Below are 24394 nucleotides of genomic sequence, written 5' to 3'. Positions count from 1 at the left end.
TGCTCTTATCCCTCGTCCTTTTCGGCATCGTTATCCGAGCTTGCGCGCGCCTTGGCCTGCGCCTTGCGCCGCGCCATATTCGCCTTCAGCGCCGCCTTCAGCCGCTCTTCCCGAGCGTCCGCGGATTTGCCATGTTTTTTGGGTGTATTTCTATCTGCCATAATCTTTCTCTACAGGAGGTGAAAAAAACCGTCCAGAGACCCTTGCGCCCTGTTTCGTTTGCGTCTAATCACCCGCCCACAGCGCTGCTGTAGCTCAGAGGTAGAGCACTCCCTTGGTAAGGGAGAGGTCGAGAGTTCAATTCTCTCCAGCAGCACCATAAAATCAAAGACTTATAGAATTGTCGGCGTGCCCCCATAGGGGACAGGCGACCACATGGCGACCACATGGGGGCCATCGAACAGGATTCCTCATCCGATGGCTACGTTGCGCCGATTGGCTTGAGCATTCGATGATAGGCTGCACCTAACTGACGAACCCGCCCCCCGACCTACCCCCTCAGTCAGCCCTGCGTGTGCCATTGAGGCTCGCCGACTTTGCGGGGCATGATTTTCAAAGGACCGTCCTCTGTTAAGTAAAGCTCTTGGTGTTCTTTGAAGGCTGTCGAATTGGGGGCTCGGGACGAATGCCCGCTTCAGCCCGACAGGGGACGTTCACACAAGACGGAGCTACGTCCGAGGTGCGGACAGAGCCGCCATCCACTTAGCACAAGGCAATGACCGCTCTTAGTCCAAAGCGGACACCAAGATGTATTGCGCTAAGTACGCGCGTACAAAACGCAAAGCTGACCTTAGGCAATTTCTTTGAAATCACAATTGATTTTGCTGCGAATGACTCGGTAAAAAGGCAAAAGATCTAGTGTCAGATTTTAATTCAGCTGCTTTTCTCAATAGTGTCGGAAAGCAGAAAATTATTGATCGCAAGTCGCCAATCATAAGGGTCAAGGTTGCAGAATGAAACTCTTGTATCTCCTTCACGGTCACGTAACCCATCAACTTTACTGGCGATCACATTGCGCTTCGCGGCAAGCGCTTCGTCCAGCACAAGTCCATAAGCCTCCCAACGCGAGGGAATCGCAATGATATCGACGGCTTGATACGCTTCTGCCGGATCTTTGGCGTGACCCCGAAATTCGATGCGCGGGTCACCCTCTGCCAACGCCTCAAGGTATGACCGTTGACTGCCTTCGCCAAAGATCAACAAGCGCGCGCCCGGCGTTCGGGTTGACCGAAAGCCTTGGATCAGGATGTCGAAGCCTTTCTGCTGCTCGAGCCGCCCGATGGCGCCAATTGTGGTCTTTGATTTGGGAGGCATCGTCTTTCGTGACAACTGCTCAAGATCAACGGTCGGAGGAATGACGGCCAGTTTTTCTGAAACCGCTAGGCGTCGTTCTTGCATCCAGTCCGCCTGCGCATGGCTGACCGCCACCAACTGATCGAAGAAGGAATAGATCACCCGTAGCATCGCAAAAAACCGACGTTTGTGAGGGACATTCAGGGTGGTGAATGCCCGGGTGTAACTGTGTTCGACATGGACAAGTCGAGTATTAATATGCATTGCGCGAAGGGCCGAGAACGCGGGCAGGCTTCTCCAACTTGGTACGACGTGGGACACGATGACATCCGCATCCAGTTTGCCCCAAGAAAACGCGGTCCTTTTGACCTTCAACACCTTTTGCTCGATCGCGCCGGAAAGATCTGACTGCGCCAAAAGATGGTCGAGCATTCGCATCACGCCGCCCGCTGTCGTGTCGTCTACCAGGTGGAGGACCTTTTTCTGTTCCATGATGATGCCTCTCTCAAATCGATTGCAGTTTGGATTTCATTTGCCTCAGCCGGGTGATCGGGCCGGGTCCAAACGTTTTCAACACAAGTGCCGCGGCGAAGGTGCTGAACGACTTCACAGGTTCCTCAAGCACCGGGCGGAGGCTTTCCTGGACGCTTCGCGCAAACAACTCCCAAGCTGTGTCCCGGTCGAGGTTGGTGATGGCCCGCCGTGCCAGATAGCGTAGCTGATAGGCCCGCGCTGAGTGTTCGTGCTGGGCAAAGAACTCAGGGTTAATCGGGCGCAACTTCGCGACCAACCGCTCCCACGCCTCCAACTGCCGGTCCAAAGCCGCTGACAGCCCGCCTGCATTGATCCGGTAATAGGTTAATAGCCCCGGAACGCCTTCGATCTGCCAATCGGTCGTCAACATCAGCCGCATCCAGCATTCTATATCTTCGGACTGCCTGAACGTCTCATCGAAGACCCAATCCCGCTCGATCTCAAAACTCGGGCGGTAGGCCAGAGCCTCCAGTACCGACTTTCGAACAACGGCCGCCGATCCATTGCCGATTGGATTGCGGTTCAGAACATGGGCTGAGGTCACATCCTTCAGGCGGGGTGCTTGTTTGATCCCCATCATGAACCCCGCCTCGTCGATCAAGGCACTGCCGGAGAAACTAACTCCCACATCCGGTTCGGCCTTGAGATGGTGAATATGAGCCGCCAGCTTCTCGGGCATCCACAGATCGTCGGCGTCGCAAAAGCCGATGAACGTACCCCGCGCGGCAGCGATGCCAGTATTTCTGGCTCCCGCCAGCCCACGATTGGCCTGCCCGACAAGTCGTACGCGCGGGTCGCCTTGGTGCGCGCGGGCAATCTCAGAGGTCGCGTCCTGCGATCCATCGTCGACGATGATGATTTCGAAATCGTCATAGGTTTGCGCCTGCAGTGAGGCGAGCGTTTCGACCAAGGTTGCTTCGGCATTGTAGGCGGGTACGACGATGGATGCTGTGGGCATGGTGATCTCCTTCAGAACTCTTAAGAAAACAACGCGCGTTTGATCGCTTGCGGGAGGATCGGGGCCAGCGCGGCCCCTGCGGCGGTAGGCAGTCCTCGGCGCAGGGGCAGCAGGAAACTGCGCGCATGCAGGCTCAAGCCTTTGCGTGTGTAAGACAGGGCCTGACCCTGATGCCCCAACCGCAGCGCCCGGCGGGCAAGATAGCGCAAATAGACGGCCTCGGACGACCGCAACGGGAACACGCCAAAAGACGCAGCCGTTTTCACCGCATAAGCCCGCCCAGCGCGCATTGCGTTCAGGTCCGAGGACAAGCTCCCGGCTCTGGTGCGATACCAGACCTGGAACTGATTGACCCCTTTGACGGTAAACCCCTTGCCTACGAGGCGGATTAACAGCTCCAAATCTTCGTTATGCACCGTTCTCGTGTCCAACCCGCCAATGGCGTTGAAGACCTCGCGACGGATCGAAAGATTCGACATGGTGCAGACGGGATTCTCAGCCAACAGGTCCTGAATGTTCAGTGGTGCGCTAGGAACGGTCGAGCATGTCTGAGAATCTCCGAGCTGATCGGCGAAGAACCCGATCTGCCCAAAAACAGCATCCGTCGAAGAGGATTGAAAGGCTTCGTTAAGCTGCGCCAGCTTGTCCTTGTGCCACAGATCGTCTGCATCACAGAACGCCAGCATGTCTCCCTTGGCCAGTTCGGCCCCATAGTTGCGGGCGGCACTTGGGCCATCGAAGGGGCTGCTTGCGACCCGGATACGGGGGTCTTGGGCGATGTGATCTAGCACGATGGACAGGCACGCCTTCGAGGGACGGTCGCCGACGCAGATCGCCTCCCATTCCGTGAAGCTTTGCGCGCGAATGCTGGTCAGCGTTTCAGCAATTGTGTCCGCATCGGTGTGAAACGGCACGATGATGGTAAAGCGGGTCATTGGAAGCCGAACCTCTCTGTTGTCTTTTGATCCCGAGGCAGCAGCACCCAAGAGGCGATCAACATGAAGGCAGCACTGGTCATCAGGTATCCCATCGCCACTGGCATCAGCCCGAACGGGGCCATGATCGCGGTGTTGAGGATCAATGCGAATGCAAGGGCCGTGCTGACTCGTAGCTCGATGATCGCGCGGTTCTCGGACCGCAGCCAGCCGGCCACGGCGGACCAGATGACGCTGGGCAATGCGGCAAGGCACAAGACCGAGACCACCGGTGAAATCTGCTGCCACTCAGCACCCAGCAGCAGCGGCACGTAGACCGGCGCAAGGGCGGCTTGCAGCAAAACCAGCGGGGACAGCACCAGGAGGGACGTACCGAGCCCATGACGCAGCGCCTTGGTCTTGTCCGGGGCTGCGCAAAGATGTGGGAAAAGAACGACTGAAAAGGCCTGCGTGAACGATGTCGCCAAGCCGAGTCCAGCGTTGAAAGCCATGAAGTAGATGCCAAGGCTCTCGGCCCCCAGCATCGCGCCGACGACAAGCTTGTCGGCCTGCAAACGCAGAACTTTGACAACCTCAACCCCCAGAACGGCCCAGCCGAAGCCAACAAACGGGCGAAGGGCGGCAAACCCGCGCTTCGCGTTTGATGCCCAGGGACGTAGACGGCGCATCAGGACCAGCCAAATCGGGGCGGCCAGCAATCGGGGCAGAACCAAAGCCAGCGGCGAGGCCCAGAGCAGCGCCAGTAGCACGGCCATAACATTTGCGCCAACCACCTGCCCTCCGGCAACAGCGGCTGTCTTTTGTAGCTTGCCCTCACGCATCGCAAGCGCGGCCTGCACCAGGCCGGCGGGCATGAACAGATACTCTCCGGCCAGAATAGCGAGCAGCAGCGCCAGGGTCTGGTGCCCTATCGCATAGAGGGCAATGGCGATGGTCACCTGCAGCAAAAACAGCGCCCCGCACCAGACCCAGTAGATACGATGCGCGGTGTTGCAGCGCTGTTCCAGCTCGGACTGCGGGGCTTGGATGATCCTCTGCCCCACGCCGTTCTCGGTTAGCGCCTTTAGGATATCCCCTGCCGCGAGGGCAGCGGCAGCCAGTCCTATTGCCTCGGGGTTGAGGGTGCGGGCCACAACCACGACCACCGCAAGACGTGAGGCTTTTGCCGCCACTTCGGACGCCGCATAGGCTAGCAGGTGCCGCAGGAAACTGGAATGTGCCAATCGCTGAGTCATGTCGCCAAGTGTCCAAAAACAGTATTGAGATCAGTTCTAATTGGCAGCGACATCCCTGTCCCAGACGCGGGCGGACAGCCAGACGAACCATCGGGCGAGCGACCTATCCGATTGGGATAAACGGCAATCCCGATGCCGGTCTGACGCACATCAAGACACTGCTGTAGCTGTGGATGCAGTTCAGGAGAGTTCAAAATGAAACGACATTTTAAAGTTTTGGTTTTAGGGGCCGTCAGCGCAATTGCTCTGTCGGGTTGCAGCAGCATGAAGACCCCGCGCAACATCGAACCCGTCGCAAAAGGCGAAAGCTATCAGGCGCAGTACCGTGCCCCATCACGTCGCCGAGCAAATGCGCCCTTGCTGCAAGCGGAACATTTGAACGGGCGCGCCTGTATGCCTCCGACCGGGGATCAGGGCACAAACGCCTTTGCCAAATGGTCTAAACCCGCGCTTAGCCCTCTGCTGGGCGAGAAACTTTCGCGCAATGATATGGTGCAGATCACCATCGACGGGGATGAGCTTCTCAGCGACACCTATGTTGTGTCCCGCGATGGCGACCTGAAGCTGCCGTACCTGCCGCCGGTGCGCGCGCAGGGCAGAACGACCGAGCAGGTCGAGCGAGACGTGGCCCGGGTTCTGGTAGCCGCACAGTTCTACGACAGTACCCCGCGCGTCACGGCGCGCATCAGCGATTTCGCCTCGGTCACTGTCGGCGTGAAAGGCGCGGTGTTTGAACCCCATTCGGTCGAGATCGGAGGCATCCCCGGCGACGCGCTGGATCGAGGGCGTCAGGGCGTACTGGGTGCCTCGACCGAGGCGCGCAACCTCTCGGTCGCCATTCGTGCGTCCGGAGGTGTGCGCCCGGATGCGGATCTGTCAGCGGTTGAGCTGCACCGGCAGGGCACGATCTACCGGATGGACCTGCGCGGGGTGTTCGAAGGCTCGGATCCGACCGACATCATGCTGCTGACCGGGGATCAGATCGTGGTCAACAGCCGAGGGTGTTTCCAGGATGATTTGATGCGTCCCAGCCCGATCAGCCCGCCCGGCGTAACGCTTTATATGTCCAACCTCACGCAACCTGCCACCGGCAACGCAGAGTCGGCCATTGGACGAGACGTGCGTGAGGTACCCTATGGGACGCGCTACCTGCAGGCCGTAGTCGATACCAATTGCGTCGGTGGGGCCAAAACCACCAATGCCAATCGCAGCGCGGTCCTGTTCACCCGCAACCCGATGACCGGGAACTCGATCGTCATTGAACGCAATATCGAAAAGCTGCTGCGACGTGGGGATCGCGATGACTATGACCCCTATGTTCTGCCAGGAGATGCGATTGCATGCTACGACAGTAAGGTGACCGGCCTGACCGAAGTCGCCCGCGCGGTTGGCATCGTCGGCGCAGCAGCGCTGCTGGCGCCCTAAGTCAATCCCTAGCGGGCGATGATTTCGCCCGCTCCCAAGCAGTGGAGACTGCAGCGAGTTTGTTAGTGATGTCTTTGTGTTCTTTGGCTGCAGTCTCTACCGCAACTAACGCCTCTCGAAACTCTTCCACGCCGAAGGTTGCTGCACTCCCAGCCAGTTTGTGACAGGCCTGAGCGATTTGATTTAAATCTGTCTGGTCAAATGCCCCGGTTTCTAGCTGTTCAACCAATTCATCCCCTTCGGCAATGAACTTGGCATGCAGGCGGTCAAAGACTTCAGGGCCGAGGCTGCCTTTCAACTCCGCTAACGGATCTGGCTGCGCATGTTCCGAAATCTGCCCGTCGGTGCGCATGACCACCGAAAGCGCCCTGCGCAGTGCATTCAGCGAGATCGGTTTGCCAATGAAAGCCGTCATACCGGCGGCGCGAAAGGTCTCAACCGCATCTGGCAGGACATTGGCCGACACAGCGATAATCGGCACATCGGTCGACTGCCCCCGACCGCCACGAATATGGCGCGCAGCGGTTGGCCCATCCATCACTGGCATGCTGATATCCATCAGGATCGCGTCGAACCTCTGACTGCTGGCCTTGTCGACGCCAACCTGCCCGTTCTCCGCCGTAGTTACACGGTGACCGTCCAGCGCCAACATGTTGCAGATGACCTCGAGGTTGATCTCGTTGTCTTCGACCACCAACAAGTTCAGCGGGAGAGCGGTCTCGGTATTGATCTGAGCAGCTTCTAGCAGTTGGTCGCGCGCTGACGGCTGTAACGGTATCCGCAGCCAAAAAACGCTTCCTTCGCCCAATGTGCTTTCCGCCCCCACCTCACCACCCATGGCCTGCGCGAACCTGCGGGCAATTCCCAGGCCAAGCCCGGTCCCTCCGACCGTGCGACCGATAGAGGGATCGCTGGTGTAGAAATCATCAAAAATGGCGTCGATCTCATCCTCAGCGATGCCAGCCCCGCTGTCGATCACACGCACTTCGTAGACATGTGCCTTACCCTGACCGGAAGGTTCACATCTTTCGACCTCGATCGACACACGGCCATTTTCGGTAAACTTGATCGCATTACCCACAAGGTTCAGCAGAATTTGCCGCAACCTTTGCGCGTCAGTCGCGACATGCGGATAGGCTCCGCCCACCCATTGCCACGAGATTGAATTGCCGCGCGAGGCCGCATTGCCGCTTTGACCATCCACAAGGTCCTGCAGCATCGCGTTCAGGTCGGTTGGCTCGTGCGCGACAGACAGCTTGCCGGCCTCGAACCGAGCAATATCCAGCACCGCATCCACATGATTTTGCAGAACCTGGCCCGAGATCTCCATGTTGCGGACAAACTGAGACTGCTGTTTGGTCGTGCGTGTATTCTTGAGAAGGGTGAGGTTGCCCAGCAACCCGTTCAACGGGGTTCTGATCTCATGACTCATAACAGTCAGAAAATCCGACTTGGCCTTTTCCCCGGCAAGGGCACGGTCGCGGGCCGAGACAAGCTCTTTCTGATCCGCAACGCTTTGTGAGATATCGCGGACGAAACCGATAACAATTTCCTCGTCCCCGGCCTGAGCGGATTGCAATGCGAGTTCGACGGGAAAAACATCGCCATTCCTACGCAACGCCTCAAGCTGAACGCGACCCTTGCCAACCACGTGGCGGTCGCCCCCGCTCTGCATCCGCTCCATCCCTTCATCATGCGCCGCGCGTAGATGCGCAGGCACAATCAAGTCGCCGATCGAATGCCCTTTGGCCTCATCTTCGGAATACCCGAAAATCGCCTGTGCAGCTGGGTTGAACTCCAGCACTTCACCGGCGGCGTTCACCACGATCACGGCATCCAATGAGGTAGAAAGGATCGTATTCATGCGCTGGTTGGCCTGCTGGATTGCCCCACCGCGTCGATCTGCCTTGCGATTGACCACCAGGAGATAGGCGCTGACCGCGGTCAGCGTCAGAAACAATCCCCCGGACAAAACGGCCAGTTGAAACAGGCTGAGCGCGGTTTCTTCACGGCGCTGATCCGACTGGCTTGCAAAGTACGAGATCGCCGAGACCGAAAGCTCTCGCACTTTTTGAGCGATCCCCTGCGCGCCGTCATAGAGAACCGGCAGCTCCGCCTTCAACCCAGGATCCTCAGCATCGATTGTAGGCACCGAGACCTCCAGATATGCGGAGACGTCGTTCAGAGGTTCAGCGAATTTCGGGTCGCTTCGCAGCGTTTCAAACAGACGCGAGGTGTCTAGAATATCGATTCGGCTGTAAAAAAGATCGAAACGGCGCCGGACAAGGTCCAGGTTTTCTGTGCTTGGCTCTGCGTCCGATACACCCGCCTCAAGCGCGTTGAGGTAGAACAGGAACTCGACCTCGACCTGCGTCAGCGTCCATTGCACGTTATCTGTTCGGGCTGACTGCCGGTCGCGCAGGTCGGATATCACCTTGACGGAAAGCAACACGACCAAAGCAAGGGCACCCAAAACGGCGATACCGAGGAGCCCGAAAGCCCACCGGCGCCGCGAGTGGTATTGGAAATTTCTTGTCAAAGTCTAGCCCGTATCACCCACTTCATACTGTGTTGTAACCCCACGCTATTTAACGATTTCCAACCTGTCGAGTTGCCAAATGCTGCGAGAGTAAATCACCTCGGTCTGGTACTTGGTATCACTGTCATAGGGATATACGATCCATAGCGGACCTTTCTGCCGCCGGGACATCGCCGCGCCATCCATCTCATAGGCGACAATCGGGTCCTGCGCCGATATTGAGCCCACAGGTATCTCAACCGCGTAGTCGTTGATCGCCGTTGCCCGGATCGTAGCACCCTCTGCTCCGATCTGTTCCAGCAACACAGAGAGGGGAACGCCGACAAAGCTGGTCTCGCCTTCAGTCCAGATCGTCGAGGTTTCAAAGCTGCGCTGCGGTAGCGCCTGCAACATGTCCATATCGAACTGCGCCGTCCCGTCGGGGCCGGTCTGTGCGATGTTGCCCGAAACGGTCAGGACGACTTCTCCTTTCGGAGTTCCCAAGTCTTCGGCTTGCGCAGGCGTCAGGCAAATGGTGAACGCCGCTGTGAGAATCGCATAAAACAGGCGCATCTCGGTCTCCATTTTTGTGACCTTAAGAAACCAGAAAGAGGTCCGTAGCGACAGATGGGCATGAGGATATGCACCTATCCGAACGGATAGGTGCCTCGGTCTCATGCGGCGGTAGACAGCAGATTCATGCGCTGTCGCAACATGGTTTTGAACCCGTCACGCAGCTCGGCACGTTCCAATGCAAAGACGGTGGTTGCCTCAAGAAACCCGGCGACCGACCCACAATCGAAGCGCTCTCCTTGAAAAGCGAAACCGCGGCATCCGGTCGCTTCGATATCGGCCGCGATCGCATCGGTCAGTTGGATTTCATTGCCCGCACCGGGCGCCAATCCGTCCAACTGATCGAAAATCGAAGGGTGCATCAGATAACGCCCGACAATGCCAAATTCTGACGGAGCTTGATCGGCAGAGGGCTTTTCGACCAACCCTTTCAGATGTTGCACCTGCCCTGTCCTATGCTCGATATCGACCACGCCATAGGCGCTGATCCGGTCGGATGGGACGGCTTCGGTTGCGATCATATGGCTGCCTTCAAAGTTCTGGACCATTTGCGCCAGAACCGGGCGCTGCGCGTAGATCACATCATCAGGCAGGATCACGGCAAAGGGTTCATCACCGACAATGTCACGTGCCAGAGAGATTGCATGGCCCAGACCGCGCGGGCTGTCTTGTTGGATAAAGCTATATGTCTCATCCTCAAGGTTCGTGCAGCGCAAACGGTTCAGCAGGCTGGTTTTGCCGCCATCCTTCAGTTTACGCTCCAGTCCCGAGTTGCGACCAAAATACGCCTCCAGCGCGGATTGGCCGGTTGAGGTGATGAAGATGAACTCATCAATCCCGGCCGCGCGGGCCTCGTCCACCGCATATTGAATCAAGGGGCGGTCAATCAGCGGCAACATCTCCTTAGTCACCGATTTGGTAGCGGGCAGAAACCTTGTGCCGAGACCCGCGACCGGAAAAACAGCTTTGCGAATACGTGTCATTTCAATGCTCCTAGGTTTGATCAGTAAGCGCCGCGACCTGACACGACGGCACGTGCGGTCATTGCGATGAGGATGAGGTTTAGAAGGGGCGAACGGGAGCGGACATAGGCTGTATCCAGCTCGATCATGTGGTCAAAGCCGATGCCGGCGCGGCCCGAAACCTGCCAGAGGCCGGTGATGCCGGGACGCACCTGCAGGCGCTCCAGCGCTTGTTCGGGATAGGCGGCAACCTCTTCGGGCAAAGCCGGGCGCGGACCAACCAGCGACATATCCCCTTTCAGCACATTGAAGATTTGCGGCAATTCATCCAGCGAGAACCGGCGCAGAACCTTCCCAACGCGAGTGATGCGTGGGTCATTTTTGGCTTTGAAGCACACGCCCTCACGATCCGAATGGGTGAGCAAATCCGCACGTCGTGCTTCGGCGTCCTGGGTCATTGAGCGAAACTTGTACATCTTGAATGGCACCCCGTTTCGACCGATACGTGTCTGCCGAAAAAAGGCGGAGCCGCGACTGTCCAATCGCACTAATGCGGCGATTGCGGCCATGGGCAGGGCCAGAAGAGACAGCGCGACCACCGCCAAAGTGAGGTCCAGCAGGCGACATGCTGAGACCTTGGGAACAGAATTGTGCGCGGCACGCCCGAGGAATTCGAAATTGCCCAATAGATATCTGCGGGCCATACGGCGGGGCTCCATCGCCAACCGCCATGCCCACTCCATCCGGACGCGCCGAACAAGGCGCGGCGCCCGGCGCACGTTGCCAGCCAGGAAATCAAACAAAGCACCCACGCCCAGCGCGACGCAAGGGGCAAGCCGGTGGCGGTTCTGCATAATCCACAGCTCCTGCAGCGGGACGCCCATCGCGACCAACAGGATGTCTGCGCCAGACTGGTTGATATCGTCAATCGCCTCATCAACCCGCGCGGCCCCCGCGTAGCCATCACGCGTACCAGCCACGGCCAAATCGGGGATCATGTGCTGCAACCGCGCCGCCGCCGCCTGAGCTGTTCCGGGACTTCCCCCCAAAAGGTAGACCGACTGCCCAAAACGCGCAGCGCGTTTCAGCAGTTTGGGCACAAAATCCGTGCCGTTTAGGTTCTCGGTCAACTGGACGCCTTGCAACTTTGCCGCGACGTCTACACCAATTCCATCAGGTAGGATCATATCTGCCCGGGCCAATGCTGCTCGATAGGTATGGTTGCGGGCCCGTATGTTTGCGCAATGTGCATTCAGGAAAAACACAGTCCGGCGTGTCCCATCCAGCAGTTTGGAGATCACCTGTCCGGATCGAGCGTTCACAACTGGCAGACCCATTATCTCAGTCTTTTCCAGAGTTGGTATGGGTGTCGGCTGCGCGCCTTTATACATATCTTGGACTGACAGGAACTGCATAGAACTCTCCGATCAACAATGACAATCTGTGGCTTTAGACTGCCAATGAGACCCTGCAACCGATAGGCGAGCATCCGGAGAGGGATCGGAGAATAGGTCTATTCAAACGACCCCGCAGCACATAGCGTGGTGAAAACGGCCCGCTGACCTATCCGATTGGATATTCATCTGTCCGTCAGGAAGGCTTCATGCCATGGGTTCAATGACTTATTAACGCATTTGGGTGTGGTTGGGGGCAGACGGAGGTTTGAAATGAAAGTTCTTATTGCTGACGACCACGAGCTTATTTTGGACACGCTCGTTGCCTTCATAGATGCAGCAGGCGGGATCGAGGTGGAGACCGCGCCGGATTTCCCAGCCGCGAAAACTTTGATTGAGAACGACGGAGCCTTTGATCTGGTTCTTCTGGACCTGAACATGCCCGGCATGAACGGGTTGGCCGGACTTGAAACCTGCATCGCTTTGGACGGTGCCCAGCATGTGGCCCTGTTTACCGGCGACACCTCGCGTGATCTGGCGCAACGCGCGCTAGAGCTTGGTGCAGCCGGTTTCGTCCCAAAAACTTTACCGGCTAAATCACTGGTCAACGCGATCCGCTTTATGGCGATGGGGGAACAATACCTTCCTGCGGGTTTCATGAACGCAGAGCAGCCGGAAGACTCCCACCCCATGGCTCAAAAACTGACAGAGCGTGAGCGGCAAGTTCTGAAAGGGCTGACTGAGGGCAAATCCAACAAGGAAATCGCTCGTGATCTGGATCTGTCAGAGCCGACGATCAAACTGCATATGAAGACTTTGTACCGTAAAGTTGGTGTCAGCAATCGAACGCAGGCCGCCCTGGCTGCGCGCGAGGCTGGGTTGTTCTAGGCTTCTCTATCCGAAGGGATAGGGGACGCTCCCAATCCCCTCGGCCCCTAGCCTGCTGAGCGAATGATCAGCAATCAGATGCGGTGTATCACCCTTGTAAGAAAGGGTTTTTCCATGCCGCAACAGATTTCGAACTCCTCTGAGTCCACGCGCGACATGCAATTTCTGCATTGGGTGCGCATTTCCCGATCCAATTTCAGAACGCTCGGGTGGCGTCGCTTCGTAAAGGGCGGGCGCCTTAGCGATGTAGGCCGCCTGCCCCGTTACGTGGCATTATACCTTCTTGGGGCGAGTTGCATCTGGGCCCCGATCAGCGGTTATTTGGCGACCGCGCCTGTCAAATACACCTCTCACGCATCATTAATCCTGCCAGGATCTGGCGCTTCGGCATCGGTCAATCTGGCCAATATCGGTCAGGCATCCTCATACGCGAATTCCGCCTTTGCCAACGGGTCAATCAGCCCGACCGAGACGTATAAACGTTTGTTGTCGGCCGACCGTATACTCGACGCGGCAGCCAAGGCGGTAGAGGCTGACCGGGACGCGTTTGGAAAGCCGCGGGTGCAACTGGTCGATCAAACCAGCCTGATCCATATCGAGCTTCAGGCGGCCTCTTCGGCAGACGCTCAGCAATATGGTGACGCCTTGGTGGCCGCCTTTTTCGCTGAGATTGACGCCCTGCGCGCCGATGAAATTGCCACTCGCGAGGCCAGCAATACCGGCGCGATCAAAGACTACACGCGCGCAATTCAGGCCACGCGGGCCGAGATCAAACAGCTGCAGTCGCAAAGCGGTCTGATATCGGTCGCGCAATACCAAGAGCAGGTCGCCGCTAATGACCGTGCAAAGCAGGAACTGCGAAAGCAGGAGAGCGAGCTGGCACGCCAATCGGAACGTGTCGCCGCGCTTCAAGTCGCGTTGAATCTGCCCTCTGACGCAGCGGCGGCAACGCTGAAACTCTATGCAGATGCGCAGTACCTATCGTTGCTTGAGGATGTGTCGGTGGGGGCTGCAAAGCTGGCGCAAGCCGACGCGACCTACGGATCGCGCCACCCAATCTATGTGAATGCCCAAAACGACTATGAAGGGGCGCGTTCGGTTGCTTTAAAACGCGCGGCGCAGGTGACTGGTCTTGAGGTCGAGCAGCTCGGTGGACTGGATCGCGCGCCGGAAGGACAACGGGCGCAGTTGCTCAGCGAGTTGGTGCGCGAAGATGCCTTGCGCGCCGGATTGGAAGAGCATGTCGCGACACAGCGCACACAAGTTCGTCTGGAAACCCTGCGCCTGTCAAACCTCGCCCCCATCGCCGCTGAATTGGAGGACCGGCAGAGAGATTTCGCCGTGGCAGAAGCCGTGTTCGCCTCTGCCATCGCTCGGTCCGAGTCGAAAAAGACCAATGTCTATGCCTCCTATCCCTTGATCCAAGTGCTGGAGAACCCGTCTCTGCCGACTCGCCCGTCTTCGCCGAACAAGAAGATCTCGATTGCCGCCGGGATCGTTGCAAGCCTTATGCTGCTGATGGGTTTGGTTCTGGCATGGATCCGAAACCCGCTGATCTCAAAGCTGCTGAAAGACCAGAAAGAGCCCGCAGCTTGACGCGTGTGGCCCCTCAAACGCCAGCCGAAAAGATCGTCTGGTGTACGCTGATCTGGACATGGCCGTTCTACGGGCTTGGCGCGCTGTATGTTGTCGGTCCGGTGCTAGGTTGGATGTTGGCTGCGATAGCCGGGGTGTCACTTTATCTCGGTCCGGCGATCCGCTTGGATATGCGTGCAACGGGCCCTGTACCTGCTCTGGTCTGGATCTGGAGCGTTGGCATGCTGGTGATGCTGGTCTCACTATGGGCAGGCCACGCGGATTGGAACCTCGGCATCACCAACACGATCAAATCGAGTATCGGATGGGCAAAGGGTTGGGCGCTGATCCCGTTGTTTATCCTAGCAGGGGCGGTTTTGCCAATACGGCGCGAGGTTTTGGTCAGAGGGCAATGCGTGGTGGGCCTTTGGACCTTGTGCCTTCTGCCGCTGCTCATTGCCGCCCCCTATGCCGGTCTGCCGCATCTGCTGTTTACATCTCCCATTAAAGCAGTGGGCGGCCCGGGACCTGAATATTTCTCGGTCTACCTGTATACAATCGACCCCGCCAGCGGCACACCACGGTGGCAGTTCTTTGCGCCCTGGTCGCCATTCGCGGCCTTGTTGGGCGTTTGCATGGTCCTATTTGCCCTGGAAGAAAAGCACCGCAGCTGGAAGGTCATCGGCTTGGCTGCCGGAGTTCTGATGATCCTTATGTCCAAGTCCCGAATGGGCATGGTTGGATTGGTGATCTGCTCGCTGTCACCCAGCCTCTTGCCACTTGTCGCCCGCAGCTCGGGGTGGATTCTTTTGTCTGCAGTCACCACCGCCGTAGCCGTTTGGGGCGCAGTCTTTGTTGAGTTCGGCAACCGAGCCCTTTACAGCTTCAAATCCGCTCGCGCCGACAGTACCCGCGTACGCGAAACTCTGCAGCGTATTGCGTATGAGCGCTGGCAATCGGATGCGGTGGTTTTCGGGCACGGCACAGTCAGACCCGGAGCGCATCTTGTTGAGTACATGCCGATAGGCAGCCATCACACCTGGTACGGGTTGCTATTCGTGAAAGGGCTGACCGGATTTACAGCGTTTCTCGTTCCTTTCCTCGTTCATTTAGCAATCGTCACCCTGGACGCCATAAAGTCGGAACGCGGGAGGCTGCCGCTCGGACTGTTGCTCACAGTTCTCCTGCTGACCTTTGGAGAGAACGTTGAAATCCAAACCTATCTCCTCTGGCCGACTCTACTGATGCTCGGATTGCATTTGCGAGAGGTCAAATCAGTGCGTCTGGGAAGCTGATGTGCCGCTAGGATTGTTGCGACGCCAGCGTAGTGTCAGCGGTCACTCTTTTGGGTCGGGTCCTTCACTGCTTCTAGGGACATATTGACCATGTAAAGTGAGTACTTTCAAATCGGGTATCCGCCCTGTTGGTTTTTTAACGGCTGCCGCAAAGCGCGGAAAGCGGACGTTCGACTAATACACTGGAAGGCAGGTTTGTCCGCAAAGCAGACACCCATTTAAGTTGCAGCGAAGGTCCGCTTCGAGCCCAAAGTACCGAATGCTGCGGGCCCAACCAATGGCGGCTATGCAACTTGCCCCGACGCGCTTAGTGTCACGTGCATGAGCACGTTCAGAAACGCCAAACCTTCCGACGCAACTCGATGCTTTGAGATCGAAACTGCTGCCTATGAAGGCGACGACGCAGCAACCCTCAAAAAGATATCCAAGAGGATTGAGGAATATCCCGATGGTTTCCTCATTCTTGAAGTACAAGGCGAGATCGTTGGCTTTATCAATTGCGGATGTGCCCATGACGTCGAAATGTCTGATGAGGAATTTAAGGAGCTTGTGGGGCATGATCCCGACGCTCCGAATGCCGTCATTATGTCTGTCGTCGTTGATCCTGCCCATCAGGGAAGGGGCCTATCGCGGGCATTGATGACTGAATTCGTCGACCGCATGAGAAAAGTGGGTAAATTGGCGATCTTCCTTATGTGCAAAGAGCATCACGTCCCACTGTATGAGCGATTTGGATACAGCTATTTGCAGCCATCGACTTCCGACCATGGAGGAATGACTTGGCATGAGATGTCTATGATGCTTTGAATTCTTTGGAGTACGAGACGTGATACCACTTGAAAAGCCTTTGAGATTGGCCGTTGAAACCGATGCCCATGCACTTGCGGACTTAGTGAATTTTGCAGGTGAAGGCCTGCCGCTCCATATCTGGACCGGGCTGTCACAAGATGGCGAGGATCCTTGGGCCGTCGGTCGCGCGCGACAGGCCGAAAAGGCACGAGAGAGGCAAGTAGTTGTAATTGACTATGGAAACGGGGCAGTTGCTGGGCTCACGGGCTATGGGATCGGATCAGAACCAGAAGAAATTGGAGATGACTTCCCAGCGTTGTTCCGCCCCTTGCAGGAGCTGGAAAACAAAGCGTTAGACAGCTGGTATGTGAATGTTCTGGCTTGTTACCCAGAGAACCGGGGGCAAGGACTTGGTTCAAGACTACTCGATGTCGCCGACGAGATAGCCCGAGACGCGGGATACAACAAAATGAGCGTTATTGTCGCCGATGAAAACGTGGGAGCGAGACGTCTATACGAGCGAAAGGGATACTCTGAGCTGGATAAAGCCCCATGCGCCAAAGATGGGTGGGAGACTGAGACCGAAAACTGGGTTCTCCTCATCAAGTCGCTGTCGTGACGCCGCGCGAAATCGGTCTTTCCTTGTGTAGGCTACTCTCGCTTTTGGGCTAACGTTGCGCAAGGGCGCCACACTCATTTTTGCTGTACCGCCCGAGAACCGTCGTTGGTCTGAGAGCTACGTAGGTCGGGATTGTCCGCATAGCGGTCGTTTGCTGCAACTTGCTTGAATGTCTACTTTGCGAACAAAGCTGCCATTGATTGTCCAACGCAATCGGCACTCGAATTACCTCGGTCGGTGAGTAATCCGCATTAAACTTGTTCACTTTCCAACCGGCGTCAGTTCTATTGACACCATACTTATTGGTCACCCAGCGATATGGTAGTGTTCTTGCGCAGACAACACGTTGGATCGCGAATTGACCGTGTTTAGGTTTTCCCCTTCGAAGTATCCCCACCTACAATGCACTGCCACCAGCAAACGTAGTGGCAAGCGCTGTCAACGATGTCGTCGCCCTGGGTGGGCCGTATACCGGATGCATGGGGCTGGAGGCCGATGCACAGAGGCACGTCAAAAACCAGAACCTAGTGTCAGATCGAATAACCTGAGAAATCGGATGGTGAAGATGGGACGCCGCCTCGCGCGCACCGCCGTTAGGGACGTCCCGCGAGAGGTCGAACTTGAGTTCGCTCGAAACTAAGCCGCAAATGTTCCGCAGCCCGATCACGAGAGGTTTCTACTCGCACTAACGTCGGCGCGACCAAGCCGGCAAAAAGGGTCGCGTAGTGGCAGATATTGCAGGCGTCAAACAATACTAATTTCAACGGGGCAACGAACGGGAAACAAATTGTGATTAGAAATTAGATAATTACGGACCAGTTTTGTGGTAGACTAGGATGAACTTAGCGCGCTGGGACGAAGGAGTACGAAACCTAGAGGAACTTTTAAAATGGAGATTTTCGAGCAGTTTGCAGAAGAGTATGGGCGGACAAAGCTCATCGAAATGACATTGCAGGACTATTTGCTGGAATGTCGTGAAGACCCAACTATGCGGGCTACCGCAGCCGAGCGGATGATCGCCGCAATAGGCGAGCCCGAGCTTATTGATACCAGTCAGGATGCTCGGCTCAGTCGCATATTTCTTAATCGAACAATCAAGCGATACAAGCCCTTCCAGGACATATATGGCGTCGAAGAAACCATCGAGCGCATCGTTGGCTTTTTTCGCCATGCCAGCCAGGGTCTCGAGGAACGCAAGCAAATCCTCTATCTGTTGGGCCCAGTCGGTGGGGGCAAGTCAACGCTTGCTGAGATTCTTAAGAACCTGATGGAGCGGCAGCCGATTTATGTACTGAAGGCGGATGACCAGATCAGCCCAATCTTTGAGTCGCCGCTTGGCCTTTTCGACCGTGCGCGGATGGGGGATATGCTAGAGAACAAATACAATATCCCCAAACGGTTGTTGAACGGATTGATTTCGCCCTGGGCTGTCAAACGCCTGCAGGAATATGACGGCGATATTTCCAGATTTTCGGTTGTCAAACTCCACCCGTCGAAACTGCGCCAGATTTGCGTTGCGAAGACTGAACCGGGCGATGAAAACAACCAGGACATCTCTTCGCTTGTCGGGAAACTCGATATTCGCAAGCTGGAGGAATTCAGCCAGAACGACCCGGACGCCTATTCCTATTCTGGTGCTCTGAACCGCACCACGCAGGGGTTGATGGAATTCGTTGAGATGTTCAAGGCGCCGATCAAGGTCTTGCATCCGTTGCTGACCGCCACGCAAGAGGGGTCTTATGCTGGTACGGAGAATATCGGTGCTTTCCCTTTCCAGGGTGTGATAGTTGCGCATTCGAATGAAGCGGAATGGCAGCAGTTCAAAAACAACAAGAACAACGAGGCCTTTCTGGATAGGATCAGTCTGGTCAAGGTTCCCTATTGCCTACGTGCCTCGGATGAATCCCAGATTTACGAGAAGTTGCTTGAGGAAAGCAGCCTAGGTGAATCTCCCTGCGCACCCGAGACGCTGTCTATCCTGAGCCAGTTCAGTGTTTTGACTCGGCTAAAAGAGCATGAAAATTCGCCAACATTTTCTAAGCTCCGCGTCTATGATGGTGAAACACTTAAGGATACCGATCCCAAAGCGCGGTCAGTGCAGGAATATCGGGATGCGGCCGGGGTGGACGAGGGGATGACGGGCACATCGACCCGCTTTGCCTTCAAAGTGCTGTCCGAGACCTTCAACCACGACACCGAGGAAGTGGGCGCCGACCCGGTTCATCTGCTTTATGTTCTTGAACAGGCGGTAAAACGCGAGCAATTCCCCGACGAGATTGAAAGCCGGTATCTATCTTTCATGAAAGACGATCTGTCGCCCCGATACGCGGAATTTATCGGCAACGAGATCCAAAAAGCCTATCTGGAATCCTATTCTGACTTTGGTCAGAACCTCTTTGACAGATACATCTCTTTTGCAGATGCATGGATCGAAGATCAGGACTTCAAGGATCCGGATACCGGCCAGATTCTCAATCGCGGCGTTCTGGAACAGGAGCTTGAAAAGATCGAAAAACCGGCCGGAATTTCCAACCCCAAGGACTTCCGGAACGAAGTGGTCAAATTCGTGCTGCGCGCGCGGGCCAACAATCGCGGTCGTAACCCCGACTGGCGCAAATATGAGAAGCTGAGACGCGTTATCGAAAAGCGCATGTTCGGTCAGATTCAGGATCTGCTGCCGGTTATCAGTTTTGGGGCCAAGAGGGATAAGGAAACTGAAGCCAAGCATAACGAGTTCATCGATCGCATGATCGGTCGCGGGTACACGCGCCGACAGGTCAGGCGCTTGGTTGAATGGTACATGCGGGTCAACAAGGCAGGATGAGGAGTCTATGCTCAAATGGCCCATTTCATCGATCGAAGGCTAAACCCCAAGGATAAGAACCTTGGGAACCGCAGGCGGTTTCTGCGTCGGGTTCGATCTGCCGTCAAAGAGGCGGTTGACGAAAGTGTCCGGCGTCGGAAAATCGCTGATGTCGACCAGCAGGAAAATATCTCGGTATCGTCAGAAGGGATCGGGGAGCCGCATTTTCAACATGACAGCAAAGGTGGTTCCAGACACCGGGTTCTAACCGGAAACAAGACGTTCAAAGCAGGTGACCGGCTTAAGAAACCCCCGTCGGGTCAGGATGGGCAAGGTGGACGTGAGGGGGCACCCGATGGAGAGGGCGAAGACGAGTTCATGTTCGTCCTGTCGCGGGACGAGTTTCTTTCCATGTTCTTTGAGGATCTCGAACTGCCCGACATGGTAAAACGCAGTCTGAAAGAGGTTGCCGTCTCCAAACCGCACCGCATGGGATATACTGCCGCTGGGACGCCCGCCAACCTCAGTGTTTCGCGAACAATGCGCAATGCGTTCGGGCGACGTCTCGCAATGCGGCGCCCGACAAACACCGAGATACAGGCTCTTACGCAACAGGTTGAAGAACTGGAGGCGTTGGAAAAACCAGATGCGGCACGAAAGGCGGAAAGGCAGTTGTTGCGCGAGCAGCTCGACAAGATGCTACGGCGACGCAAGATCATTCCCTACATTGATCCGCTGGACGTACGTTACAAGTATTTCGAGATGCGCCCCGAACCGGCAGCTAATGCGGTGATGTTCTGCCTGATGGACGTTTCGGCCTCGATGGGAGAGCGGGAGAAGAGCCTTGCTAAGCAGTTCTTCGTCCTCCTGCATCTTTTTCTCAAGCAACGCTACGACAAGATCGAACTAGTATTTATCCGCCACACGCAGATTGCCGCGGAAGTCGATGAAGATACCTTCTTTCACTCCCGCCAAACCGGTGGGACGGTCGTGAGCAGCGCGCTTAACGAGATGAAAAAGATTATCGAAGCCCGCTATCCGTCCGCACTGTGGAATATCTATGCCGCGCAGGCATCGGATGGTGAAAATTTCAGCGGAGATTCGCAACTGTGCGCCGACCTGCTGAACAGTGAACTGATGAAGTGGTGCCAATATTTCGCCTATACGGAGATCGTCGACGAGACCGAAGCCAATCTGATGAACAGCGAAGACAATGGTATGGAGCTGTGGCGCTCGTACCGACAGGTCGCAGAGGCTTGGCCAAATTTCGCCATGAAACGGATCGCGCGCGCCAGTGACATCTACCCGGTTCTGCACGAGCTGTTTGCACGCAAGACGAACGGAGTTTCCAATGGCTGATCCTGCCGAAGCTAAGGCGCCGCTGTTTGACGGAGCGGAATGGGATTTCGAGACCATCCAGCGCAGCTTTGACGCGATCGAATCTGTGGCGATTGATGATCTCGAACTTGACGTCTATCCCAACCAGATAGAAATCATCTCGTATCAGCAAATGCTGGACGCCTACTCGTCGACCGGGATGCCGCTCATGTATCGGCACTGGTCCTTCGGGAAGCGTTTCGTTCACGAAGAAAAAGCCTACAGCAAGGGCGCAAACGGTCTTGCCTATGAGATCGTCATAAATTCCGATCCCTGTATTTCGTACTGCCTCGAAGACAACACTATGGCGCTTCAGGTCCTTGTGATTGCCCACGCGGCCTTTGGACACAATCATTTCTTCAAGAACAATCACCTGTTTCGTCAGTGGAGTGATGCACAGGGTATTCTCGACTACCTCGACTACGCGCGCGGCTTTATTGCCCAATGCGAAGAACAGCACGGGGAACGCGAGGTTGAGCAATTGCTGGACGCCGCCCACGCGCTCATGCCGTCCAGCGTTTTCCGGCATAGGCGCCCGCCCCACTCATCGCTCGCGGATGAGAGAACCAGACAGCGTGAGCGGCGTATCGAGGAGGAACGTGCGGTACACTATTTGTGGGACGCCTTCGATCATCCCACACAGTCATCGAAAACCGATGAAGAGGCGCGGAAACGCAAGCGTGAAATGGGGTTGCCAGAAGAAAATCTGCTTTATTTCGTTGAACGCCACAGCCCAATTCTGGAGTCTTGGCAACGTGAAGTTTTGCGTATCGTTCGCAACATAGCACAGTATTTCTATCCGCAGCGCCAAACCAAAGTGATGAATGAAGGGTGCGCCTGCTTCGTTCACTATTACATCACCAACGAGCTGCACCGCGCCGGTCTGCTGACGGATGGCGCTATGCTGGAAATATTGCACAGTCATACCAATGTGCTGACGCAGCCCGGCTTTGACGCTCCGAACGCGATGGGGATCAACCCTTATGCGCTGGGTTTCGCGATGATGCAGGATATCCAGCGCATCTGCACCGACCCGACCGAGGAGGATCGGGAATGGTTTCCGGACATAGCGGGAAGCGGCGCGTGGCGCGATATATTAAAGGATGCCTGGGCCAACTATCGGGACGAGAGCTTCGTGCAACAGTTCCTCAGCCCCAATGTCATGCGCCGATTCCGCATGTTTTCACTGACCGATGACGAAGGGAAACCTTTCTACACAGTCGACGCAATTCATGACGAGCGCGGTTATCACCAAGTGCGCGACACCTTGGCGCACGGTTTCGACGTTTCGGAACACGATCCCGATATTCAGATCGTTGACGTAGACTTGATGGGCGATCGTCACCTCAGGTTAAATCACTCCATGCGCAATGGTGTGCCGTTGAACAAAAAGGCGTCCGAAGCGACTTTAGGCTATCTGCAGCGAATCTGGGGTTTTGATGTGGCGTTTGAAAACTAGGTTCGGGACCCATTGATATCCGCTTTGCGGCGTGATTCATCGTTCGAAGAATGAGCGGTGACATATCTGATCTTCTCTGGCTGAGCCATGCGCAGATGGTGCGTCTGCAGTCCTGTTTCCCAAAGCCCCACGGCAATCTTAGGACGACAGCGGACAGCGACAGTACCAGAGCATTTTGATCAAGATAATGTCGCGCGGATATCGACGCCCTATGGAAAGATTGCGCCGAGTTATTGTTATCTTCACGTTTGGGACAGCGATGCTTCTGTTGTACCGAAGGTTAATGCAACAAAACCGCATCAAGAAACCCACCGATCTGGGGCGATCCACAGGTCACTTCAACCTAATAACTGAACGGGGCCAGTTCTTTAGCAACCCGAAGCCCATCCACTTCCGAACGGCTTAGCGCCAATTCCAGATCAAAGCTCGCTGCGCAAACGTCTGAACTCAGCATGACAGGCGCAAACAGTGATCCATCTTCCTTACCCCAGTTGGCAACATCTATCAGAGCGTCCGTTTAGGTATGGTGATCTTAAATAAGTGCACAATCTCTAAGCCTGTAAAAACACCATAGTTGCTCATTAGAATGCCTCCATGCTGTTGCGTGTCTAGATGCCCGCCAAGGGCAATGGGCGACAGATCTAGATTTAGGCCTAGCCCGCGGGCAAGTACATTGGCCGACCGGTCATACTGACATTGCACCCACCCTCATCACATATGACGGAATGTCTTGCGCGCCAGTCGGTTTTCGTCGGTTTGGGCCACACGTATGCAATCTCCAACAGGCTGTGCCCCGATTTATGTCATGCCCATCGGACATTGCCGCGGACGATCATTTTTTATGCCCAGATATTGGTCATGCGGCCTCGCGATGCAGGGCCTGACACAGGCAGTGAACGCCACCGCCGCCCAAGGTGAACATCGACATATCAGGATCATAGACCTGGAACCCAAGGGCCCGCATTTTTGCGTTTAGGTCGGTAGCACCAGCCATAGACAGTACCTTGCTATCCCCTAGCGCCACCAGATTAACCCCGAGGTTTTTGGCTTCGCGGAACTCGACATCAACTATTTCAATGCCCCATCCTTTGATAACATCCACCAACCAAGGCTCCATCGCGTCAATGCAGGCCACGGCAAGTTTCTCGGCCAACGGAACGATTAACCCGTCCATGTGGACAAACTCGCGACTGATCGGGGCAACGACTGCCTCCCAACCCTCGGCGCGTACAAATTCGGCTACTTGTTCCGATCCCTCTTGCTCAGACCGCTCACCACAATAGCCAATTAGAACACGGCCAGGTTCGATGATGTTGAAATCACCGCCTTCAAAGTGTCCTGCGGTCGCAAATTTCCAAATCGGGATATTGTTGTCCTGATAAAATTTTACCGCGGTGGCATAATCCGCACGCCGACACTTCAACTGCATATGGCAAATCAAAGCGCCCCAGGGGGTCATCGCCGAGCTGTCACGGGCGAAGAAATTGCGGTGAAGGACCGGATCACTGTCCAGATAGTGACAGTTCACGCCGTTTTCTTCGTAAATCGACACCATTTCAGCATGTTGTGACATCGCCTGTTGTAGATCAAAGATCGCGCCGGTTTTGTGCGCATTGGCCAACGTCCGACCGATCAATGGGCCTGCTTCAACCCATTTGAAGTATTCAGGACGACCAAGCAGAACATCCGTGAGTTTTGCGTAATCGTTGTTGATTCCCCAATTGGGCGCATTTTCCGCGTTCAACGCCATGGTGCCATTTCC

19 protein-coding genes and 1 tRNA gene are annotated in these 24394 nt (G+C 56.0%); 10 read left to right on the top strand and 10 right to left on the bottom strand.

What is annotated here, in order from left to right:
* Positions 1 to 5 precede the first annotated feature (5 nt).
* Complete coding sequence (locus ACR0B0_RS11520; protein ID WP_170350212.1) at positions 6 to 161, bottom strand: hypothetical protein; 156 nt, start codon at positions 159 to 161, stop codon at positions 6 to 8.
* Between the two features lie 83 nt (positions 162 to 244).
* On the opposite strand from ACR0B0_RS11520, the gene ACR0B0_RS11515 reads away from it, so the two are divergent.
* Positions 245 to 319: transfer RNA gene (locus ACR0B0_RS11515), tRNA-Thr, on the top strand.
* A gap of 554 nt (positions 320 to 873) precedes the next feature.
* On the opposite strand, the gene ACR0B0_RS11510 is transcribed toward ACR0B0_RS11515, so the two are convergent.
* Genes ACR0B0_RS11510 through ACR0B0_RS11495 form a run of 4 tightly spaced genes read right to left on the bottom strand, consistent with a single transcriptional unit; the run spans position 874 to position 4955 of the window.
* On the bottom strand, positions 874 to 1785 hold the full coding sequence (locus ACR0B0_RS11510) for a glycosyltransferase family 4 protein (RefSeq protein ID WP_480647871.1): 912 nt from the start codon (positions 1783 to 1785) through the stop codon (positions 874 to 876).
* 13 nt (positions 1786 to 1798) lie between these two features.
* A complete protein-coding gene (locus ACR0B0_RS11505; protein ID WP_170350210.1) occupies positions 1799 to 2785 on the bottom strand; it encodes a glycosyltransferase family 2 protein in 987 nt (328 codons plus the stop codon).
* Between the two features lie 20 nt (positions 2786 to 2805).
* Entirely contained in the window at positions 2806 to 3720 is a 915-nt protein-coding gene (locus tag ACR0B0_RS11500; protein WP_170350209.1) for a glycosyltransferase family 2 protein, read from the bottom strand.
* Positions 3717 to 4955, bottom strand: coding sequence for an oligosaccharide flippase family protein (locus ACR0B0_RS11495; protein WP_480647869.1), 1239 nt, complete (start codon positions 4953 to 4955; stop codon positions 3717 to 3719). The genes ACR0B0_RS11500 and ACR0B0_RS11495 overlap by 4 nt, the downstream gene beginning before the upstream one ends.
* 195 nt (positions 4956 to 5150) lie before the next feature.
* Here ACR0B0_RS11495 and ACR0B0_RS11490 point away from each other — a divergent pair, with 195 nt between their 5' ends.
* On the top strand, positions 5151 to 6380 hold the full coding sequence (locus ACR0B0_RS11490) for a polysaccharide biosynthesis/export family protein (RefSeq protein ID WP_425081578.1): 1230 nt from the start codon (positions 5151 to 5153) through the stop codon (positions 6378 to 6380).
* A gap of 1 nt (position 6381) precedes the next feature.
* Here the strand turns inward: ACR0B0_RS11490 and ACR0B0_RS11485 are convergent, their stop codons facing one another.
* The 4 genes from ACR0B0_RS11485 to ACR0B0_RS11470 all read right to left on the bottom strand — a co-directional run bounded on the left by ACR0B0_RS11485 (position 6382) and on the right by ACR0B0_RS11470 (position 11848).
* A complete protein-coding gene (locus tag ACR0B0_RS11485) occupies positions 6382 to 8832 on the bottom strand; it encodes an ATP-binding protein (protein ID WP_480648034.1) in 2451 nt (816 codons plus the stop codon).
* Between the two features lie 132 nt (positions 8833 to 8964).
* Complete coding sequence (locus ACR0B0_RS11480) at positions 8965 to 9471, bottom strand: putative pterin-binding protein (protein WP_480647867.1); 507 nt, start codon at positions 9469 to 9471, stop codon at positions 8965 to 8967.
* Positions 9472 to 9572: 101 nt separating this feature from the next.
* Positions 9573 to 10454, bottom strand: a complete 882-nt coding sequence (locus ACR0B0_RS11475; RefSeq protein ID WP_170350204.1) for a UTP--glucose-1-phosphate uridylyltransferase — start codon at positions 10452 to 10454, stop codon at positions 9573 to 9575.
* Positions 10455 to 10474: 20 nt separating this feature from the next.
* Entirely contained in the window at positions 10475 to 11848 is a 1374-nt protein-coding gene (locus tag ACR0B0_RS11470) for a WecB/TagA/CpsF family glycosyltransferase (protein WP_367647927.1), read from the bottom strand.
* A gap of 252 nt (positions 11849 to 12100) precedes the next feature.
* On the opposite strand from ACR0B0_RS11470, the gene ACR0B0_RS11465 reads away from it, so the two are divergent.
* The 8 genes from ACR0B0_RS11465 to ACR0B0_RS11430 all read left to right on the top strand — a co-directional run bounded on the left by ACR0B0_RS11465 (position 12101) and on the right by ACR0B0_RS11430 (position 22632).
* The gene (locus ACR0B0_RS11465) at positions 12101 to 12715 is read left to right on the top strand and encodes a response regulator transcription factor (RefSeq protein ID WP_170350203.1); all 615 of its coding nucleotides are present in this window, start codon (positions 12101 to 12103) and stop codon (positions 12713 to 12715) included.
* 114 nt (positions 12716 to 12829) lie between these two features.
* Complete coding sequence (locus ACR0B0_RS11460; RefSeq protein ID WP_480647864.1) at positions 12830 to 14311, top strand: GumC domain-containing protein; 1482 nt, start codon at positions 12830 to 12832, stop codon at positions 14309 to 14311.
* A gap of 5 nt (positions 14312 to 14316) precedes the next feature.
* Entirely contained in the window at positions 14317 to 15585 is a 1269-nt protein-coding gene (locus tag ACR0B0_RS11455; RefSeq protein ID WP_368040144.1) for an O-antigen ligase domain-containing protein, read from the top strand.
* A 321-nt stretch (positions 15586 to 15906) separates the two neighbouring features.
* Complete coding sequence (locus ACR0B0_RS11450) at positions 15907 to 16392, top strand: GNAT family N-acetyltransferase (protein ID WP_480647862.1); 486 nt, start codon at positions 15907 to 15909, stop codon at positions 16390 to 16392.
* A gap of 19 nt (positions 16393 to 16411) precedes the next feature.
* Positions 16412 to 16993: a GNAT family N-acetyltransferase gene (locus ACR0B0_RS11445; protein ID WP_170350199.1), complete on the top strand. Its 582-nt coding sequence runs from the start codon at positions 16412 to 16414 to the stop codon at positions 16991 to 16993.
* A gap of 889 nt (positions 16994 to 17882) precedes the next feature.
* Positions 17883 to 19817 (top strand): PrkA family serine protein kinase, encoded by a 1935-nt coding sequence (locus ACR0B0_RS11440; protein ID WP_170350198.1) that lies wholly within the window; start codon positions 17883 to 17885, stop codon positions 19815 to 19817.
* Positions 19818 to 19832: 15 nt separating this feature from the next.
* Complete coding sequence (locus tag ACR0B0_RS11435; protein ID WP_170350197.1) at positions 19833 to 21155, top strand: YeaH/YhbH family protein; 1323 nt, start codon at positions 19833 to 19835, stop codon at positions 21153 to 21155.
* Positions 21148 to 22632 (top strand): SpoVR family protein, encoded by a 1485-nt coding sequence (locus tag ACR0B0_RS11430; RefSeq protein WP_480647860.1) that lies wholly within the window; start codon positions 21148 to 21150, stop codon positions 22630 to 22632. Before ACR0B0_RS11435 ends, ACR0B0_RS11430 begins: the two co-directional genes overlap by 8 nt.
* Positions 22633 to 23488: 856 nt before the next feature.
* On the opposite strand, the gene ACR0B0_RS11425 is transcribed toward ACR0B0_RS11430, so the two are convergent.
* Entirely contained in the window at positions 23489 to 24382 is an 894-nt protein-coding gene (locus ACR0B0_RS11425; protein WP_480647858.1) for a dimethylarginine dimethylaminohydrolase family protein, read from the bottom strand.
* Between the last annotated feature and the right edge of the window lie 12 nt (positions 24383 to 24394).

Source organism: Ruegeria sp. BA12 (assembly GCF_056539625.1).
Note: the sequence above shows the minus strand (reverse complement) of the source record. Positions and strands in the feature narration are given on the sequence as shown.